Origin of the sequence: Bacillus sp. AFS002410 (assembly GCF_002556365.1) — a bacterium.
GTDB lineage: Bacteria > Bacillota > Bacilli > Bacillales > Bacillaceae_G > Gottfriedia.
The window spans coordinates 1-435 of sequence record NZ_NUEU01000110.1; the positions used below are offsets into that span (position 1 = coordinate 1).

Below are 435 nucleotides of genomic sequence, written 5' to 3' on the forward strand. Positions count from 1 at the left end.
TTTGCTTTTTAACAGGGCATAAATCCAATGTAATAGTTTGTTTACACAAGCAATAACTGTTACTCTAAATGGTTTTCCTTCTTCGCGCTTTTTATCATAAAATTGTCGCATTCGTTTATTTCGTGGAATGATTTCGTCTGTTGTCTTACTCTTACGATTATCACGAATTGCACACCGAACAGCCATGAATAACGCATGTCTCAATCGACTAGAACCACGTTTTGTAATTCGGTTTCTACTGGCTGTGAATTTACCAGATTCAAAGACACTCGGGTCAACACCAGTGAAAGCCACAAGTTTTTTAGGATTATCAAACCGATCAATTTCACCAATTTCAGAGATAATCGTTGCCGCGATTTTTTTTCCGATACCTGGAATCGATTGGATGATAGTATATTCTTCAATTTCTTTTACGAGGACATCTATCTCTGCTTT

Annotated in this window: 1 protein-coding gene; it reads right to left on the reverse strand. The window is 36.8% G+C overall.

All coding sequences use genetic code 11. The features are described from left to right. Positions 1–435: transposase (locus CN692_RS25340; RefSeq protein WP_142317577.1), on the reverse strand; the 435-nt coding region annotated here is incomplete at both ends.